The organism is Marinomonas arctica (assembly GCF_003259225.1).
GTDB lineage: Bacteria > Pseudomonadota > Gammaproteobacteria > Pseudomonadales > Marinomonadaceae > Marinomonas > Marinomonas arctica.
In genome coordinates this window covers 68,452-87,257 of record NZ_QHJF01000001.1, presented here as the reverse complement: position 1 = coordinate 87,257, position 18,806 = coordinate 68,452, and the positions used below count along the sequence as shown (strand labels likewise).

16 protein-coding genes are annotated in these 18,806 nt (G+C 45.9%); 11 read left to right on the top strand and 5 right to left on the bottom strand.

Annotated features, from left to right (window positions below; all coding sequences use genetic code 11):
* Nucleotides 1–5 precede the first annotated feature (5 nt).
* Complete coding sequence (locus tag DK187_RS00405) at nucleotides 6–1,520, top strand: ATP-binding protein (RefSeq protein WP_111605351.1); 1,515 nt, start codon at nucleotides 6–8, stop codon at nucleotides 1,518–1,520.
* 17 nt (nucleotides 1,521–1,537) lie between these two features.
* On the opposite strand, the gene DK187_RS00400 is transcribed toward DK187_RS00405, so the two are convergent.
* Both DK187_RS00400 and argF read right to left on the bottom strand, forming a co-directional pair.
* Nucleotides 1,538–2,464: a LysR family transcriptional regulator gene (locus DK187_RS00400; protein WP_269808138.1), complete on the bottom strand. Its 927-nt coding sequence runs from the start codon at nucleotides 2,462–2,464 to the stop codon at nucleotides 1,538–1,540.
* Nucleotides 2,465–2,546: 82 nt separating this feature from the next.
* Nucleotides 2,547–3,452, bottom strand: coding sequence for an ornithine carbamoyltransferase (gene argF / locus DK187_RS00395; protein WP_111605350.1), 906 nt, complete (start codon nucleotides 3,450–3,452; stop codon nucleotides 2,547–2,549).
* Nucleotides 3,453–3,694: 242 nt separating this feature from the next.
* Here argF and grxD point away from each other — a divergent pair, with 242 nt between their 5' ends.
* Together grxD and DK187_RS00385 are read left to right on the top strand one after the other, a co-directional pair.
* Nucleotides 3,695–4,024 (top strand): Grx4 family monothiol glutaredoxin, encoded by a 330-nt coding sequence (gene grxD / locus DK187_RS00390; protein ID WP_111605349.1) that lies wholly within the window; start codon nucleotides 3,695–3,697, stop codon nucleotides 4,022–4,024.
* An 87-nt stretch (nucleotides 4,025–4,111) separates the two neighbouring features.
* On the top strand, nucleotides 4,112–4,735 hold the full coding sequence (locus tag DK187_RS00385) for a peroxiredoxin (RefSeq protein WP_111605348.1): 624 nt from the start codon (nucleotides 4,112–4,114) through the stop codon (nucleotides 4,733–4,735).
* Between the two features lie 68 nt (nucleotides 4,736–4,803).
* On the opposite strand, the gene gloA2 is transcribed toward DK187_RS00385, so the two are convergent.
* The 3 genes from gloA2 to DK187_RS00370 form a co-directional block, all read right to left on the bottom strand.
* Nucleotides 4,804–5,193: an SMU1112c/YaeR family gloxylase I-like metalloprotein gene (gloA2, locus tag DK187_RS00380; RefSeq protein ID WP_111605347.1), complete on the bottom strand. Its 390-nt coding sequence runs from the start codon at nucleotides 5,191–5,193 to the stop codon at nucleotides 4,804–4,806.
* Between the two features lie 22 nt (nucleotides 5,194–5,215).
* The gene (locus tag DK187_RS00375) at nucleotides 5,216–6,169 is read right to left on the bottom strand and encodes a LysR family transcriptional regulator (protein WP_111605346.1); all 954 of its coding nucleotides are present in this window, start codon (nucleotides 6,167–6,169) and stop codon (nucleotides 5,216–5,218) included.
* Between the two features lie 94 nt (nucleotides 6,170–6,263).
* Nucleotides 6,264–7,151: a LysR substrate-binding domain-containing protein gene (locus DK187_RS00370; protein ID WP_111605345.1), complete on the bottom strand. Its 888-nt coding sequence runs from the start codon at nucleotides 7,149–7,151 to the stop codon at nucleotides 6,264–6,266.
* Between the two features lie 250 nt (nucleotides 7,152–7,401).
* Between DK187_RS00370 and DK187_RS00365 the strand changes: the two genes are divergently transcribed.
* The 8 genes from DK187_RS00365 to DK187_RS00330 all read left to right on the top strand — a co-directional run bounded on the left by DK187_RS00365 (nucleotide 7,402) and on the right by DK187_RS00330 (nucleotide 18,780).
* Nucleotides 7,402–8,004 carry a DUF6198 family protein gene (locus DK187_RS00365; RefSeq protein ID WP_111605344.1) on the top strand — a complete coding sequence of 201 codons (603 nt, stop codon included), beginning with the start codon at nucleotides 7,402–7,404 and terminating at the stop codon, nucleotides 8,002–8,004.
* Between the two features lie 309 nt (nucleotides 8,005–8,313).
* The gene (locus DK187_RS00360) at nucleotides 8,314–10,098 is read left to right on the top strand and encodes an EAL domain-containing response regulator (RefSeq protein WP_111605343.1); all 1,785 of its coding nucleotides are present in this window, start codon (nucleotides 8,314–8,316) and stop codon (nucleotides 10,096–10,098) included.
* Between the two features lie 50 nt (nucleotides 10,099–10,148).
* Complete coding sequence (locus DK187_RS00355; protein ID WP_111605342.1) at nucleotides 10,149–12,875, top strand: hybrid sensor histidine kinase/response regulator; 2,727 nt, start codon at nucleotides 10,149–10,151, stop codon at nucleotides 12,873–12,875.
* Nucleotides 12,876–13,050: 175 nt separating this feature from the next.
* On the top strand, nucleotides 13,051–14,835 hold the full coding sequence (locus DK187_RS00350) for an ATP-binding protein (protein WP_111605341.1): 1,785 nt from the start codon (nucleotides 13,051–13,053) through the stop codon (nucleotides 14,833–14,835).
* Nucleotides 14,836–14,855: 20 nt separating this feature from the next.
* Nucleotides 14,856–16,190, top strand: a complete 1,335-nt coding sequence (locus DK187_RS00345) for a cobyrinic acid a,c-diamide synthase CobB (protein ID WP_111605340.1) — start codon at nucleotides 14,856–14,858, stop codon at nucleotides 16,188–16,190.
* A gap of 6 nt (nucleotides 16,191–16,196) precedes the next feature.
* Nucleotides 16,197–17,333 carry a cobalt-precorrin-5B (C(1))-methyltransferase gene (locus tag DK187_RS00340; protein WP_111605339.1) on the top strand — a complete coding sequence of 379 codons (1,137 nt, stop codon included), beginning with the start codon at nucleotides 16,197–16,199 and terminating at the stop codon, nucleotides 17,331–17,333.
* Nucleotides 17,330–18,118, top strand: coding sequence for a precorrin-6A/cobalt-precorrin-6A reductase (locus tag DK187_RS00335; protein ID WP_111605338.1), 789 nt, complete (start codon nucleotides 17,330–17,332; stop codon nucleotides 18,116–18,118). Before DK187_RS00340 ends, DK187_RS00335 begins: the two co-directional genes overlap by 4 nt.
* Nucleotides 18,115–18,780, top strand: a complete 666-nt coding sequence (locus tag DK187_RS00330) for a precorrin-8X methylmutase (RefSeq protein WP_111605337.1) — start codon at nucleotides 18,115–18,117, stop codon at nucleotides 18,778–18,780. The genes DK187_RS00335 and DK187_RS00330 overlap by 4 nt, the downstream gene beginning before the upstream one ends.
* Nucleotides 18,781–18,806 lie beyond the last annotated feature (26 nt).

Below are 18,806 nucleotides of genomic sequence, written 5' to 3'. Positions count from 1 at the left end.
GCACCATGCAAGCTGAAATGTGGCGTTTGTACCGACACCTTGTTTTTGGTGGTGTCGTTATTGTTGTTTGCTGCTATGTAGTCATGGAGTTTACGCAAATCCGTTTTGGTGCATCAAAAGCGGAGCAATTACTGTGTGTTGATGCGGAATTCAGTTCGGCTCTGCTGCTGTCAGGCGTGAGCCAGAAACTTCCAGATTCGCAGTTCAATTGGACGCTAACGTCCAAAGAATTGCCCCCAATTTCTAGCATTCCTTCCTTAATTACTGACAAAACATGGCTCAAATTTCCAGATAGCAGTTATCAGCTCACCTTTGGTGAACCGGATGCTCCGATGTTGATTGGGCGTGCGGCACAAGGTAACCAGCTGTTTCAGCTGGAGTCTCTGGTGAAGTTTTTTTTGCAGACCGATCAGATCAGCTATCAAGATAAAATAGATCTGATAGAAGGTATGCCTTGTCTTGTGATGAAAAAAATCTCTACTGGTGCGTCGGATTCTGTGACTGGTGTGGCGTTAGTTCATGGGGCATACAGTGAGTACGGCTTTGTGTGGCAAGATAAATTCGCCGATGAACCAGTGTATTTGTCTGTTGCTTATAGCGATAGCCTTTCGCTGACATTGGTTGTGGTTCTTGTTGTGGGGGTTGGTATCACCATCATGCTGCTGTTGATTTGGCGTGAACTGGTTTCGTTGGATTTTAAGCGCAAAACCTTTGAAAGCATTACTCGCCAAATTGCTCGCGGTCGAAGCGGCTTACCAAAAGGCATTCCTGATAGCAGCGGTACCTTGAAAGAGTTGGCGTATTCTTTTGATTCTATGTCCTCTCATATACAGCGATTGCTGAAAGTGCAGCGAGAAATGATCAATGCCATTTCTCATGAGCTGAGAACGCCTATTGCACGTTTACGCTTTGGTTTAGAGGTCATGAAGGATGAAGTGGACGACGATGTCGCTAAAACCATTGAGGCCTTGGAAGGAGACGTTGAAGAGCTAAATACATTAGTGGATGAAGTCTTAACGTACGGAAAATTAGAAGGCGGATCATTAGCGCTGAACTTTAAAGAGCTTTGTATTGCTCAACTCGTTGACAATATTTTGCAGCATAATCATTTGTTACTTCAGCATTTAAATGTTGAAGTGCATATTGATGAAAATGATCTCGTTTTGGCCGATGAGCATCATTTAAGCCGAGCCCTACAGAACCTCATTTTAAATGCTTCAAAGTACGCTAACAGTAAGATTGTGATCACTTTCTCGCAAGATGAAGAGCGTTGGCAGTTAGACATTGAAGACGATGGTCCTGGTATTGCGTTTGAAGACAGAGATAAAGTCTTTATTCCTTTTCAGCGTTTAGATAACAGCCGTACACGAGCGTCTGGTGGGTATGGGTTAGGTCTGGCAATCGTTCAGCGTATTGCCTTCTGGCATGGCGGTGCGGTACTGATCGACGCGAGTGAGTCTGGTGGGGCTAAGTTTAGTTTGATTTGGTCGCGTAATCAGCATCAGAAGACCTTGTCCTGATGCTGATTCATCCTGGCCTACAGTTCGGGCGCTAGAATTCCTTTTAAGTTTTTAAAGCAAGTCTTTGATGCCGTGGAGATGAGATCTTCCATGTAAGCATTCTCGCGCTGATCTTTTCTTATTGCCAAGTAGAGTTTGCACCAAATCCCTTCTTCTCCTAATGACTTTGTAATCACGTATTGTCGATTGGTGTACTCTGTTAAGGCCCAGTTTGGCAAACAACATACACCGCGTCCACTGGCGACTAACTGCATCATCATTAAGGTTAGTTCACTGTGACGGATTTTGGCTGGTGATACGTCTGCTGGGTTTAAGAAGTGTTTGAAGATGTCCAGTCGTTCGGTTTCTACCGGATAGGTAATCAAGGTTTCTTTTTCAAAGTCTTCTGGTTTTAAAAAGTCTTTTTTTGCCAGTGGATGGTGTCGAGATAGGGCAACCTGAGATTCATATTGAAATAACGGAATGTATTCAATATTAGGAATATCTTGGGGGTCAGAGGTGACCACTAAATCTAAATCGCCGCGGGCAAGGGCAGGCAAGGGCATAAAACCAAAGGCAGTGGAAAGATCGAGTTCCACATCTGGCCAATGTTCACGGAAATGGTCAATAGTAGGCATTAACCATTCGTAACAGCTATGGCATTCGATAGCAATGTGTAGGCGGCCACTTTCGCCCTCTGCAAAACGCTGAATATCACGCTGTGCTGAGCGGAAAGAAAGCAACACATCGTCGGCCAGTTGCAGTAAACGCAGTCCCGCACTGGTAAAGCGAACGGGCTTGGTTTTGCGAATAAACAGCGGACAGCCTAATTTTTCTTCAAGATCTTTGAGTTGATGGGAAAGCGCGGACTGTGTTAAGTGAACGCGTTCAGCGGCTTCCACTAAGCTGCCTGTTTCTCTGAGTGCGGTCAGTGTTTTTAAATGCCTAACTTCAATAATGCTCATAGTGATTCGCTGTTGATGAGTTTTTTTCAATCTTTGAGTTCAAAAAAAGCTCGCCAACGGGAGGGCGAGCGAGCCTATTTTGTTATTGGCACAACAAAAATTCAAGTAGTGCTTTTTGTGCATGGAGACGATTTTCAGCTTCATCCCAGACCACACTATCTGGGTGATCAATCACATCTGCTGATACTTCTTCGCCGCGGTGAGCAGGAAGGCAATGCATAAAGAGTGCGCCCTTATTTGCTTTGGCCATCAGTGCAGAATTGACTTGGAAGCCTGCAAAATCCTTTAAGCGCTGTTCTTGTTCATCTTCTTGTCCCATCGATGCGAAAACATCGGTGACAATTAAATCCGCACCTGTTGCGGCTTCGTGGGCATCATGCAGAACTTTTACCCGGTCGCTGTGTTGTGCCACCAAATCCGCATTCGGTTCATAACCCACAGGGCAGGCCACCACTAACTGGAAATCCAGCAAAACCGCCGCATTAATGTAGGAGTTGCACATATTATTGCCATCACCGACCCAGACGACTTTTTTGCCTTCAATTGAACCGCGATGCTCTTGGTAAGTTTGCATGTCTGCGAGTAGCTGGCATGGGTGATAATCATCCGTCAGTGCATTGATAACTGGCACAGAGGAATATTTCGCAAAAGTTTCAACGGTTTTATGGTCAAAGGTTCGTATCATCACGGCGTCGACCATGCTTGAAATGACGCGTGCGCTATCTTCAACGGGTTCACCGCGACCAAGTTGGGTGTCACGAGAAGAAAGAAACAACGCGTGACCACCAAATTGAGCCATGCCAGCTTCAAAAGACACTCGAGTTCGCGTCGAGGATTTTTCAAATATCATCGCCAAAACTCGATTTTTTAGCGGTTGAAATAGAGTGCCTTCATGATGGATTTTCTTAAGCTCAGAAGCTCTCAATAGTAACTGTTTTAACTCGTCGGAAGATAGATCCTTCAGAGTAAGAAAATGTCTGGGCGACACGCTAGGACTCCTTGATAGTCTTTTGAAAAAGGGAATCGACCAATTTAATACACTCAGGTAGGCGAGTAAAGGGTAATTAACAAGAGAAAGTACAAAGGAAAGCGTCTTCTTGGGGTTGTAAATATACCACTAGCCCCCATAAACTGAGCCAAGTTTAATGATTTTAATCGTCTTTGATTAAGTGAGGGAACAAGCAGAGCCTTTTCCTGATCAATTGACCGCAGCGCAGTGAGGTTTTTAGCATGAGTAATACAATCGAAACAATTAAAGAGCAAATTAGCACGAACGATATTTTGCTATACATGAAAGGCAATCCTCGTGCCCCTCAATGTGGTTTTTCATCACAGGCGGTACAGGCATTAATGTCTTGTGGCGAGCGTTTTGCGTTTGTGAATATCTTGGAAAACCCAGACATTCGTGCAGAACTACCAAAGTTTGCGAATTGGCCGACATTCCCTCAGCTTTGGGTTAAAGGTGAGTTGATTGGTGGTTGTGATATCATCGTTGAGATGGCCGCTAATGGCGAACTGCAGGCTTTAATCAAAGAGGCTGTTGGGTCTTCCGAAGAATAAGTTTTTGGGTCACTTAGGGATCTAAGTGACAGTATCGCGTTAAACACTAGCCTTATAAATTAAGCAATAAAAAGGAGACGTATAAAGATGTCTATTTTAGTTGGTAAAAAAGCCCCAGATTTCACTGTTCCAGCCGTATTGGCAGATGGTCAAATCGTTGATTCTTTCAACTTAGCTGAAACGATCAAGGGCAAATATGCGATTGTGTTTTTCTATCCGTTAGACTTCACGTTCGTATGTCCTTCAGAAATCATTGCCATGTCTCATCGTATGGATAAATTCCGTGAAATGGGCGTAGAAGTTATTGGTGTGTCTATCGACTCTCACTTTACTCACAATGCTTGGCGTAATACGCCGGTTGAGCAAGGTGGTATCGGTGCTGTTGAATACACGCTAGCGGCTGATATGGATCATGCGATTGCCAAAGCTTACGGTATCGAGTCTGAAGGTGGCGATTCTTACTACCCAGCTGGCGTTGCGATGCGTGCCTCTTTTGTGATTGACCAGAAAGGTATCGTTCGTTCACAAGTGGTAAACGATGAGCCAATTGGCCGTAACATGGATGAATTGGTTCGTGTTGTGGATGCACTTCAGTTCTTCGAAGAGCACGGTCAAGTTTGCCCAGCTGGCTGGAACAAAGGCGACAAAGGCATGACAACTTCCCCTGAAGGTGTTGCTGCTTACCTTGCAGAAAGTGCTAAGTCTTTGTAAAAGACACGTCTTGCATTTTAAAAACGCACGCTACTTTCTGTAGCGTGCGTTTTTTTTATGAGCGGATTTTATTCTTCGTAAAGTTCGAGCGGCAAACCATCAGGATCGGCGAAAAACGTAAATCGCTTGCCTGTTAGTTCATCCAGGCGAATATCTTCTGTGGGCACGTCTTGGCTGTTTAAGTGGTGAATGCAGGCTTCCAGATCTTTTACGGCAAAGGCAAGGTGTCTTAAGCCTTGTGCTTCTGGTCGAGAGGGGCGCGCTGGTGGTGAAGGAAAGGAAAAAAGTTCAATTTGTTGGTTGTCTGTAATGACCAAATCTAATTTATAGGACTGGCGAGCTTCTCGGTAGGTTTCATTAATAATGGGAAAGCCAAGAATTTGCGTATAGAAATGCTTTGAAACCTCATAGTTAGAGCAAATAATGGCGATATGATGAATATGAGACACCTGAAACATAATGCTAACCTTCGTCGATACGTTATTGTTTACTTTGTTCTTTTAGCTCATTGGCGACATCAATGACCTGTCGTCTGAACCAAATATGGCTGGCATCGTGATGCAGCAATGGGCTCCAGATCATTTTTAATTCAATTTTAGGGATTTTGAAAGGTGGCTCCAATATCACGAGGTCTGGATTTTTTCGGTTTACCATGGCGACTTTTCTGGGCAGTGTGGCAATCAGATCTTGTTCCAGCGCCAAATGCATGGCGGTATGGTAGCTTCGGGTAAATACACGAATGCTGCGTTTATGATTCAGTGCTTGTAGAGCCTCATCAACCCACCCCAGCTTTTGGACATCGGTGGGATCCATGCCGACACCAACACCAAAGCCTGTTTTGCTCACCCAGATATGCTGTGCCTGTAGGTAAGCGTCAATGTCGAAATGATCTTTGACGGGATTTTTTGAACTCATCATGCAGACAAAGGTGTCGAACCAGACACTTTTTTGATGGAACGATTGGGGAAGTTCTTCAAAACGGTTGATCGCCATATCAATTTTACCCGCTTCCACATCGTGAAAGGTCACATCGCTTGGCGTCATAATGTCTAGGGTAATGCCCGGTGCGTATTCCCGTAGGCGGTTTAACAGTCGTGGAATGACCGTTGAGGCTGCGTAATCACTGGCCATAATTCTGAACACCCGTGTACTGGTGCTCTCGTTAAAATCAGCTTCAGGTTGCAAAGCTTCTTCTAGCTCAAGCAAGACTTTGCGTACAATCGGTTGTAAGCGTAATGCTTTTTCGGTGGGCTTCATACCCTCACTGGTACGAACGAGCAACGGGTCATTTAATAAATCGCGTAAACGTTTTAATCCATTGCTCATCGCAGGTTGGGTAATGTTTAGCTTATTTGCAGAGCGTGTGACATTGCATTCTCTGAGCAAGACATCGAGATAAATAAGAAGATTAAGGTCGATTTTATTAATGTTCATACTTGTTATGTCACTCGTAATGTTTGTTTATAGAGATAAATAAAGAGAGATAAGCAAGCATCATACTGATATAAAAACGGCCTGCTTATCATTCTCAGAGTGTCGACAAAATTGGGGCGGCACAGCATAGATCAATAAAGCGCTGCGCATTTTGTGTTAAGGCGGTATTTTTTGGCGTCACAATCAATAAGTTCCGGTTGAGCTCCAGTGGGGTTTGATAAAGGCGAATAAGTCCAGCGTTGAGTTCCTGTGAAATTGCCATTCGAGATAAGCACCCTAAGCCCATTTGATGAATAACGGCTTGTTTTACGGCTTCCATGTGCGCCAAAGATAATACTACATTCAGTTGAGGGATTTCAGCGGCGGTGGCTTGCTCCAAAATATTACGCGTGCCGGAGCCTGACTCGCGCATCACCCAGCTGGCTTGTTTTAAGTCCTCCCAAGAAAGATGTTCAGGACGATCTTCTTCTGTAGAGCCAAACACCACCAGTTCATCTTTCAGCCATACTTGTGTCATCAGCTCGGCATGTTGGCAGTAGCCTTCAATAAAGCCTACTTCAGCTTTGCCAGTGAGCAATTGCTGAATCACACTTTGGGTATTGCCTATGTCCAGATTAAAACGAATATTAGGGTGTTGTCGCTTGAAAAGGGACATTTGTTTGGGCAGCAAATAATTGCCAACACTGACGCTGGCGGCCAGATGCAGTGAGCCACTTAATTCATCTTCGTTGCCCATGCTTTCGATTTGTTCTATCTGGCTGAGCACGGCGCGCGCTTGCGGCAGCAGGTGTCTCGCTTGAGGGGTGATTTGTAGGCGTTTACCGTGGCGACGAAAAAGTGGCCGTCCCAACAACGCTTCAAGTTCTCTGAGAGCTTGGCTCGCCGCGGGCTGGCTAATAGAAACCAATTCAGCCGCCGCCGTAACGGAGCCCGTATGTACAACGGCTTCAAATATTTGTAATTGTCTAAGTGTTATTCTCATTAGGTAATTGTAGCTCTGTTTCTATTTTGATGAGTAGTGCTATTCGCTATGTACGTTGTAAATAGGAGAAGCGATGAAAAAAATCCAGACAATTGATTGTTTATTTTACTTTTATGGTATGAAATATGCTTCGATTTTGAGTGAGAAACTCAGTCTGTATTTGGTCTGTGTTATTTGCTTCCACAAGAAGTAACTTTACAACCCTTTTTTATTAACCAAAAGTTAATATCGCTCTTGTTAAGGACTTTTTATGAAAACTACCCACCGTTGGCTTTCTATTTTAGAGGGCTGTCTTTTGGTTGCCCTAGGTTTGCATATACTCAACTCGTCTGGTTTGCTGATAAGTGGCACGGCTGGTGTTGGTATGATCTTGTTAAGATTGACGGATTTGTCTTTTGGTCAGTTGTTTTTTTTACTCAATCTTCCCTTTTATATATTGGCTTGGTACACACTCGGTCGAGCTTTTACGATGCGAACGTTCGTGAGCGTTAGCCTGTTGTCAATATTGACTGAGTTGATGAAGGAGTATGTGTATTTGTCCATTCATCCGGCGTTATCCGGTGCGTTAGGCGGCCTGTTGGTTGGATTTGGATTGATTATTTTGTTTCGCCACAATGCGTCTTTAGGTGGGCTGAATATTTTATCCGTTTACTTGGAGCGACGCTTTGCGATTCACGCCAGTAGAACGACCCTCGTTGCCGACATCCTTGTTTTGGTTGCTGCTATTGCGTTTCTTGATATCGGTCATTTGATCTACTCTTTGCTGGCATTTCTATTACTAAGCTCGGTTGTAGGGCGTTATCATCGCCCACCTAAATGGGCGCAAATAGTCGTGGTAGAAAGTAAGCCTTAAAAAATCTCGTTGGTCCTCATTTTTTTAAAAAGGTCTTGTTGTGGTGCAAGCGGCTTTGTTTTTGCGCCAAATGGGCCTTTTAAAGGGAAGCATTTTGTCAAAAAAAGCCGATGTAGTCTGTTGGGTGTTTTTTATATTGCTAACGAGATGGATATTTTGTAAGAAACAGGGTTAATATTTGGGGCGTTGTTTAATTGGTTAATTATGGCATTCTAATGACGTTAATTAAGAGGTCTTTTCTCTGGTTGACGATTGAGGCAGAGCGCTCATTAGGTCATTGTCAAATTAAAGAAAAAGGCATGGATAGGTATGAAGCACCCCCCAACAGTGTTAATTGTCGATGATGTACCAGAAAATTTACGCGTTCTAAAGGACGTGATGGATGCACTGGATTGCCAGATTGTCGTCGCGAATTCGGGTGAGCGAGCATTAGAGCTGTTAGAAAGAACACAACCATGCCTTATTTTATTGGATGTTATGATGGGGGGAATCGATGGGTTTGAAACGTGCCGTCGAATTCGAGTTCACCCTTTGCATAAAGATGTGCCTGTTATTTTTGTAACAGCCTTAGCTGATGATATCAGCCGAGGCTTTGAGGCGGGCGGTAACGATTACATTAGTAAGCCGATTCGTATCGAAGAAGTGCGCTCCAGAGTTTTGCATCAATTGGAAAAGTTTCAATTGGTCAATGAACTAAAAGAATTAACGTCGTCACTGGAAGAAAAGGTACGAGAACGTACGGCAGATTTAAACCTAGTCAATCGAAACTTGCGTAAAGAAGTCAACGAAAGACGATACATGCAAGATCGACTAAAATACCTAGCGCAACACGACTTTGTTACGCAGCTTTATAACCGTGACGCCTTAGATGAACGTGTTTCCTATTTTATATCCGGCATTCAAGCCAAGACCTCTCAATATACGCCGTATTTTATTCTTATTGATATTAATGAGTTTCGCCTGATTAACGACTCTTGCGGTTGCATTGCTGGTGATGAGTTATTACATCAATTGGCCTCTTTGATAAGTGAACTTACCGATCCTCAGCGTGATTTTTGCGCACGCTTAAGTGGTGATAAGTTTGCGATAGTAATGAGCAAGGGGGGCAGTCAAGCGGTGGAGTCTTTTTTTCGCTTATTGCAGCAAGGCATCAAGGACTTCTCCTTTGCCTGGGATGAGCGTCACTTTCGAATGAGTGCGACTCAAGTAGCGATCCCGATTACTTTGGATATGGTGTCGTTTGAACAGGTGGTGATGTTAGCCGATGAAGTGTGTTATTCCAGCAAAAAATCGGGTGTTCGTTCCCGCATTGTGAAAAATGCCCAAGACCTTGCTTATGAAGAACATCGCGGTAATTTAAACTGGGGGCTGCGCATTATTGATGGTCTTGAAAAAGACCTATTTGAAGTGCATTTTCAGCAGGTGTGTTCTTTAATACAAGATGAGCCCAAAAAGAAAATTGAGATATTGGTTAGACTTAAAGATGAAGAAAACGGCGGGCTAATTTACCCAAATGACTTCATTCGAGCCGCTGAGCGTTTTGGCATAGTGTCAAAGATAGACCGTTGGGTGATTAGCCACACCATGCGCCAGTTATATGAACAACCTAGTTTGTGGGAGTCGATTGATCAGGTTGCTTTGAACGTCTCTGCTTTGTCGGTACGCCAAGTCGACTTTGCAGAATTCATCGTACAAGAATTAAAGCGCTATCAATTAGATGGCCATAAGTTTTGTTTTGAAATTACCGAAACGGAGGCGCTCAATAACTTTGCGGATGCGAGACGCTTTATGTCTGTATTGCATGAGCATGGCTGCAGTATTGCCTTAGACGACTTTGGTACAGGGTTTTCGTCGTTTGCTTATTTGATGGATTTGCCTTTTGATTTGATCAAAATAGACGGCATGTTTATTAAAGATATGCACATTAATAAAATCCACCACGGGATGGTCGATTCGATTGTTAAATTAGCTAAAATGCTGAATAAGCCTGTGGTGGCTGAGTTTGTCGAAAACCAAAAAATAGTCGATGCATTGCAATTGTTGGGTGTTGAATGGGGGCAAGGCTACTTTTTTCATAAACCGGAAAAGCTTTAGGGCAAAAAGTCAGCCTATAAATCACGATGAAAGGTTAGGGGATTCTGTACATGGATATCGAGTTGCCTATGATTTTCAAAGCTTTAATTGTTGTGTTTTTCGCGACTGTGCTGGTGCTGGTGGCGTTACAACTGGCTTTTCTACTGCGCTTTAAATTGCTGCAACGTCGATATTCTCGAGCTATTTTAGCCACTAACGCCGGCGTGTGGGAATGGTTTCCCGAAACTGGCCGCTTGTATGCTTCCTCCGAATTTTTTATGCAGTTGGGGTTTGAAGAAAGCCGAACCCCGAAACATCTTGACGACTGGTTGGCCTTTTTGTCGCCAGAAAACCAAAGCACGTTCCATTTATGGAAAGACGCATTATTAGAGAAAGAAGCTCATCTTGTCCCTAAATCCACGCGGTTGCAAATTCGAAACCACCAAGATGAATGTTTTTGGATAAAAATGCGCGGCAGCGTAACGCGTAGAGACAGTCACAATAGAGCGCTAAGTGTGGCGGGGATTTTTGAGGAAATTGGTCATCTTGTTGAAACGGAAAATGCATTAATTCTGGCGCGGGAAGAAGCGAGACGTCGAGAATTAACATTATCGTCTTTGCTCAATAATATTCCTGACATTGTTTGGTCTAAAGATGAGAAGGGGCGTTATTTGGATTGTAACCAAGCCTTTCTTGATTTTAATCGGCTGTCCGTGGATGACATTAAGGGAAAAACCGATTTAGACTTAAATTTTGATGGTAAGGGGCCGTATTATCAACGTCGAGATGATGAAGCGTTAAAAACCGGTTTTACCTTACATGAGCAAACGTGGGGATATCCCAGCGACGGCAGCGCACCTCGTTTATTTGAAGTCTATCGAGTACCGGTTATCGAGCCGTCAATTCACTTCCGTGGGACTTTAGGTATTGCCACAGACATTACCGAGCGCCACCTGCTGATCAATCAACTGAAATTATTCAAAAGCTTTGCCGACAATTCCGCACAAGGTTTTGCTATGGCGACGTTAGATGGAAAAATTTCCTATTTTAATGAAAAGATACGTACTCTTTTGGGGGTGAAAGAAGAAGCGAATGATGCGTTTCTACAATCCTTGAATTATCTTGAATTCTACCCAGAGGTGAGTCAAAAGTTTCTCAAAGAAACGGTGATTCCTTATGTAAAAGAGCATGGTGTCTGGCAAGGAGAGTTGCAGGCCAAAAGTCTAGAAGGTCGCATTTTTTCGACTTACGAAACGTATTTCTTATTGCGTGATGAAGACGGTAAGCCGATTTCGTTTGGCGACATCATGAGTGACATCACCGAGCAGAAACAGGTCTCTTTGCAGTTGGAGCAAGCAAAAGAAGCCGCGGAGCAAGCCAACCAAGCCAAGAGCCATTTTTTGGCAAACATGAGTCACGAAATTCGCACGCCTTTAAACGCCATTATTGGCTATGCCCAACTGATTAGCGAAGACAATCAATTAACCGGTGTGTCACGCACACGATTTTTATCGATTGCGAGCGCAGGTGAGCGTTTACTCGCGCTGATAAATGACATTCTAGACATTGCTCGCATTGAGTCCGGTCGGCTTGTTTTGCATGAGCAGAAAATCAACCTGTGTCGTGAAATTAGCCAAATTGGCAGATTGTTTCAGGGGCAGGCTCAAGCCAAGGGGCTGGATCTTATTGTGCAATGTGACGTTGATGACCAGCAGCTTGTGTGGATGGATCCGATCAAATTTCAGCAAATTATCACCAATTTATTGGGCAATGCCGTTAAATTTACCTCGCAAGGTTATATTAAAATCATCGCACGAATACAAGAAGAACGCATTCATATCATTATCGAAGACACCGGTCCTGGCATCGAAAATGAATTAATGGAGCATTTGTTTACGCCTTTTGTTCAAGGGAAAGCGGGTGAGGCCTCCGGTGGAACGGGGCTTGGATTGGCGTTATCGACAACCTTGGTGAAACTGATGCAAGGTTCATTATCCGTAAAAAGCAGTGAAGGTGTCGGTACTCAGATCATGGTGGATTTGCCTTTGGCAAAAGTCAGTAAAAATGACCTAGAGGGTGTCGACGAACAAAGCGCGTTTTTAAACATGCGATTGAATGAGCCGATTCGAGTTTTGGTGGCTGAAGACGATGATTGGTCGCGGGATATTTTGGTGTCTTTATTGGAGAAAGCAGGGTGCCAGATTGTGGAAGCGGCGGACGGCGAGCAGGCAATCAAAGCGTTTAGAGCGAATCCGCCAGACTTGGTCATGACAGACATCCGGATGCCAAATAAAACCGGTATTGATCTATTAAAAGTGATTCAGCAAGAAGATCAGCAGCGAAAGATACCTGTTATTGCTATAACAGCATCGACCTTGGTGCATGAGCAGCAGGCGTTGCTGGATGAAGGTTTCTGGCAAGTGATTGCGAAACCGTATCAAATAGAATTCATTTACAAGGCATTAGTGACGCACCTAGACGTGCGCTTTGTACCCTTTTTGGATTCCAAAGCGATGTTGAATGGCGGAGGTTTAGACGAATCGAATCAAGAAAACGCAAGTGAGGTTGCTCCTTTGTCATTGCGGCTAATAACGGCAGAGGACTGGCAGCCATTATTGCTTGCGGCGCAAAGCGGGAATATGCAAGCAACGGAAGACGCTTTTGATGCCTTATGTGCTTTATTGCCCATGACGCACCAAAAGGTAATTCGCTCGGCCATTGAACAATTTGATTTGGGGCGAGTGGAGACCTTGGTTACGCAATACTCAGATCCATCAATCGTCCATTCAGACAAATAGTCTCCATTATAGTGTCGTCATCACTCATGCGTTTCGTTCAAGTCATATTGAAACCTTTCGGTTTGACGTCAAGCCAATACATGGATAAGGTCAGACAAGACAAATCATAGGGAAAACGCCTACAATAGAGGGTAATTTTTCTTTTTGACCTTAACGAACCGCAACAGGTAGTTCCATGACCCGTTTAGCCTCCAGTGACTTTCCTTTTACCGCAGTAGCAGGGCAAGAGCCGCTTAAACTGGCGTTGATTTTGTGTGCGATTAACCCACACATTGGTGGTGTTTTGATTAGCGGTCCACGAGGATCGGCAAAGTCTACCTTGGCTCGCGGTTTGTCTGGGGTCATGCCATCGCTAGACAGCGAACATTTAGCCCCTTTTGCGACTTTACCACTGGGGACCAGTGAAGATCGTTTGCTTGGCGCGCTGGATTTAGAGCAAGTTTTGCAAGACAAACAGGTCGCTTTTAAGCCCGGATTGTTGAGCAAAGCCCATGGCGGCGTGTTGTATGTGGACGAAGTGAATCTGCTGGCGGATCATTTGGTCGATCAACTTTTGGATGTATCGGCCAGTGGTGTGAATCGTATTGAACGTGATGGTATTAGTCATGAACACGCAGCGCGTTTTTTATTAGTGGGTACCATGAACCCTGACGAAGGTGAATTGCGTCCACAGCTAAAAGACCGCTTTGGCTTAATGGTGGCCTTGAGCAATCAATACAGTCTTGAAGAGCGTGTACAGATCGTACGTTTGCGCGATGAGTATGACCAAGACCCTCAGGCATTTTGTGACGCTTTTAAGTATAAGCAGCGTAATTTAAAAAACAGCATTCGCCTAGCAAGACACGCCTTAGAGCAGGTGCGTTGCTCTGACGAGTTGCGTTTGGAAGTAGCAAGGCGTTGTCATTTAGCCAATATTGATGGCGTGCGTGGCGACATTGTTTGGATTCGAGCAGCGATGACACACGCGGCGTGGCGTGGTGCAAAAGTCGTCGTCTTGGACGATATTCAAGCCGTGGAAGAGTTGGTATTGAGACATAGACGCCAAGTTAAAACACAGAATCAGTCACCGCCGCCAAGTCCTCCGCCATCTCGCCGTCCTGATCATTCACGTTCGCCTTCACAAAACAAAGGCAATCAACCACAAGATCAAGAAAGCGCTCAAGGTAATCAGACAAATGAGCACAATGATTCTGGTGAATGGGGAAGTATGGAGCCGCACGCGCTTGCGAGTAGTGCGCCGATAAACGTGGGGGTGCAAATCGAGTCAAACGGACAAAGCTCAACGCTTGCTTGTATTGATGAGATGACGCCGGGAAAGCGCAAAGGCAAGCAGCTGAGTGGTTATCGTCCTGATGTTGCGCACCCTGTTGAGCGTTCGTCAGCCGATGGCATTGACTGGTTTCGTAGTATTATCAGTCAGCCACAAGCTTGGCCGCCGAAAGAGCTGATTCATAAACCGGCTAAAACAGGGCAGGCCGTTTTGCACTTGGTGTTGTTAGATACGTCGGCGTCAACCTTGAGCCAAGGCGTGTTTGCTCACGCCAAGGGGGTGATTTTAGACATTGCCCATCATGCCTACTTGGCTCGAGAGCAAATGGCTATTTTAGGTTTTGGGCAAGACGGTGTGGCGTCGATTTTGCCCAAAGTTCGTGCTCCCAAAGAGATTGCCGATTTATTAGAGGATTTGGGTGCGGGTGGCGGTACTCCGTTTCGCGTTGCCATAGAAAATGCCAGTCAGTATTTGGCCAAACAACACAAGGCAACGACGGGTTTAAAAAGCCAAACTTATATATTGACCGATGGCCGCACTCAAGCGGATGTGTCAGATCTTGTTTTACAGGGCAATACGGTATTGATCGATACTGAAAATGCGCCAGTTAAGCGTGGTCGAGGTCAGGATATTGCCCAGCATTTGGGTGCGCAATACGTATTATTGAGTTCTTTATTAGAGAACTGTTAGACACTTTTAGAGACTGTTTTATGACCACTTCTGTCGTTCATTGTTCGGCGTTATTTTTGACAGCGCCCTCATCGAATCAAGGGAAAACCACCATTACCGCGGCCTTGGCACGTTATTTTACCAATCAGGGCAAAGTGGTTCGCGTCTTCAAAACGGGCCCAGATTACCTTGATCCACAAATTTTAGCGCAGGCGTCTAAACAGCCAGTTGAACAGCTTGATATCTGGATGGCAGGGGAATACTACTGCCAAGACAAACTGTACCAAGCGGCACAAATAGCGGATTTGATCTTGGTCGAAGGCGCCATGGGCATGTTTGATGGCGAACCCTCTAGTGCCGATTTGGCAGCGCGTTTTGGTATTCCCATGGCGATTGTCATGGACGTTAAAGGCATGGCGCAAACCGCCGCCGCCGTTGCGACAGGCTTGGCAAATTTTCGTGATGACGTGCAAGTGGCCGGCTTGATTGCTAACCGATGCGGCAGCGAACGTCACGCAGAACTGATTCGCGATGCACTGCCTGCAAGCCTGCCTTTGCTTGCGACGTTAAAGCGTGATGACGAGATTACCCTACCTGAACGCCACTTGGGTTTGGTGCAAGCGGACGAAGTGAAAGATGAACTAGAAATTCGCTTTGAAGCCGCTGTGGAATGGTTACAAGAAACGCAAGATAGCGGTTTGTTAAGTTTGCCAAATGCGGTGCCTTTTTACCCTGCAAACCAAGTAGACGCTGAACAAACCATCGAGCAACACTTGCTAGGCAAAACCATCGCGGTGGCAAAAGACGCGGCCTTCAGCTTTATCTATGATGCTAACCTAATTGCACTAAAAAGTTTAGGCGCGGAACTGGTGTTTTTCTCGCCCTTGCATGATCAAGCTTTGCCTAAGGCTGATGCCCTTTGGTTGCCGGGTGGTTATCCTGAGTTGCACAGCAAAACCCTGTCTGAAAACACCGTCATGCGTCAAGCTATTCAAGATTTTTATCAGGCAGGCAAAGGTATCTTGGCGGAATGTGGTGGCATGCTTTATAGCTTAGAGACGCTCACAGATTTAGAGGAAAACGAATACCCTATGTTGGGAATTTTAGCAGGCCAAGGTGCGATGCGGGGGAAACGTGGTTGCCAAGGTATGCAAACGGCCGTGACGCCGCAAGGGGACATTCGCGGGCACGCTCACCATAGATCTCGCAGCGCCAATACGCCTGAACCGGTCGGCTATGGTCGTCGGCAAAGACACCCAGCCCCAGGGGAAGCGATTTATCAGCAGAAAGGTTTAACCGCCAGTTACTTGCATCTGTTTTTCCCGTCTAACCTTGATGCGACCGCTAAGCTCTTTTTAGCGAATCCGCAGGACTAGCGAGTCATGTGGCCAGAAAGTGCAGAATCCCCCGCGCCGCTGCGTACGGGTTTAACCACTGGAACGTGCGCGACAGCCTGTTGTGTTGCCGCCGCACAAGCACTTTTTGCGCAACAACAAGAGGCCAGCGTGAGTGTCACTCTACCCAAAGGCAAAGTGGTTGATTTGCCTATTATTGAATACCAAAAAATAGACGGTGGCATCAAAACCGCCACCATCAAAGACGCCGGAGACGACCCAGACGCGACTCATGGCGCGACCTTGTTTGTCGAACTGAGATTATCGTCAGAGCAAGGTGTGCGTTTTCATGCGGCGCAAGGCGTTGGCACAGTGACCCGAACCGGACTGCTGCTTGATGTGGGCGAGCCCGCGATCAATCCCGTGCCGCGTAAGATGATGACCGAACACTTAGAAGGCTTTGCGCAAACCTACCAATATGTTGGCGGCTTCGATGTGTCCGTTGGTGTGGTCAATGGGGAACAAATCGCCCAAAAAACCATGAATCCACGTTTAGGGATTGTAGGCGGCTTATCGATTTTAGGCACCACAGGCATAGTACGGCCTTTTTCCTGTGCGGCTTACATTGCTTCCATTCATCAAGGCATCGATGTAGCGCGAGCGAATCAATTGACACACATTGCGGCCACGACCGGTAACGCCAGTGAGGACGCGATAAAAAGCCATTATCAGCTGGATGACATGGCTTTGATCGAAATGGGTGACTTCGTCGGCGCTGTGTTAAAGCACATTAAAAAAGTCGAAGCCACCGCACCCGCTCAACTGACTAAGTTAAGTATTTGTGGGGGCTTTGGTAAAATCAGTAAGTTGGCTCAGCATCATATGGATTTAAACAGTCGAGCATCCAGCATCGACCTTGGTGCCTTGGCACAATTGGCCGCCAGTTTGGGCGCCGATGACACCTTACAAGAACGCATGGCAAACGCCAATACCAGTGTAGAGGCCTTGTCATTTGCCATGTCAGAAGGTTTGCCACTGGCTGATGCTATTTGCCAGCAAGCCTTAGACTTTGCCAGAAAATACATTCCTGTCCATATAGAACTGGAAGTCTGGGCGATTGACCGCAAAGGCCAATTTGTTGGCAAAGCGTTGGATTCCACTAGGAAAAAGAGGCACGAGCCATGAAGATTTTATTATTAGGCGGTACTGCCGATGCACGCCACTTGGCTGACGCATTACACAAAGAAGGTTTAAGCGTCATTTACAGCTTGGCGGGGTTGGTTCGCGTGCCCAAGGTGGACTGCCAATTGGTGGTCGGCGGATTTACCCAATTTGGTGGTTTGGCTCAGTATTTAACAGACCATAACATTGGCGCGATATTAGATGTGACCCATCCTTACGCGCAAACCATGAGCAGTAAAGCCGTAATAGCAGCCAAAGAAGTCGGCATTCCTTGCTGGCGTTTTCATCGTCCCGCTTGGCAACAAGAAGAGGGCGATAACTGGCAAGATTATCAGGACGAAGTCGATTTATTGGCTCAGTTAGCGGGCTGTAGTCGGCCATTGTTAAGCGCTGGGCAAATGAGTGAATCCTTGCTTGAACGCATTATGCAATGGCCCAGTGTCGAACGCATTGTTTGGCGAACAGCGGTTGAACCCAAGTTTTCTTTACCCGATAACATAGACTGGATAAAAGCCATCGGGCCGTTTGCCTTAGAAGACGAGCGGCAATTATTAGTGGATCATGGCATCGACGTCATCGTCAGTAAAAACAGCGGCGGTGCGGCGACCTATTCAAAGCTGGAAGCCGCGCGCGAATTATCCATTCCCGTTTTATTGCATGCTCGACCCCCCTTGCCAGAAGCCGAGCGTGAATTCAATGACACAGAAGAATGTCTGCAAGCTTGTCTAGCGGCTTGGGGCAAGGCTTCTACCCATTTTAAGCATCAACACAAAAGCAGCCAACAGTGACGCCTTCAGACGACTATCAATACAACTATCAATACGAAAATAACCCTCAAGCCATTGAGAACGACAGCTTTCGTCAGATCCGTGAGTTAACGGATTTGTCTGGCCTGAGCCAAGATCAGCAGCAAGTAGTGATGCGCGTGGTGCACAGTTTGGGTTTGCCAGACGTGGCTGAGCAAGTGCGATTCAGCGCCAATGCCACTCAAGCCGGACGTGAAGCGTTAGCCAATCATGGTGCGATTTTGTGCGACGTGGAAATGGTCAAACAAGGTGTCACCAAACGCATGATAACCCGAGAGCCATTGTGCTTTTTGAACGATGCACGCACAGCAGAACTAGCGAAAAGCAAAGGTGAAACCCGTTCTATGGCCGCGTTGAGTTTGTGGCAAAATGACCTTGCTGGCAGCGTGGTATTGATCGGTAACGCGCCAACCGCCTTGTTTCGCTTATTGGAAATGATCGAACAGGGTGCGCCAAAACCGGCTTTGATTATTGGCATGCCGGTGGGGTTTGTCGGTGCGGCGGAATCGAAAGAAGCGCTTTGGCAGGCACACGAAAAGCTCGGTATTGAATGCATCACCTTGCTTGGGCGCATGGGCGGCAGTGCGGTCACCTCGGCCAGCTGTAATGCGTTGCTGCGCTGTAATATTGGCGAGTATTATTAATGCATTCCATGAGCTAGGGTGGGGTT